Origin of the sequence: Pseudomonas sp. QLc11A (assembly GCF_052112305.1) — a bacterium.
Taxonomy (GTDB): domain Bacteria; phylum Pseudomonadota; class Gammaproteobacteria; order Pseudomonadales; family Pseudomonadaceae; genus Aquipseudomonas; species Aquipseudomonas laurylsulfatiphila.
On the sequence record NZ_JAVAJJ010000105.1, the window covers coordinates 1 to 238 of the forward strand.

A 238-nucleotide genomic window follows, 5' to 3' on the forward strand; every position below is an offset into this window, starting at 1 on the left:
TGTCCGCCACCCCGAGCGTGGATGAAAACGGCACCATCACCTACACCGCGACCCTGACCGACAAGAACGGTGCCCCGGTTACCGCGCAGAACGGTCCGGTGACCGTGACCCTGGACAGCGGCAAGGTGATCACCATCGCCGAAGGCCAGAGCTCCGGCAGCCTGCCGGTCAGCGTCGGCAACGACGTTTACACCGGTCCGACCATCGTGACTGAATCCATCAAGGACGCGGTGGGTGG

The 238-nt window shown here is 64.7% G+C and carries 1 protein-coding gene; it reads left to right on the forward strand.

What is annotated here, in order from left to right:
* A partial coding sequence (locus tag Q8X48_RS30095; protein ID WP_407802706.1) for an immunoglobulin-like domain-containing protein occupies positions 1-238 on the forward strand: 238 nt, incomplete at both ends.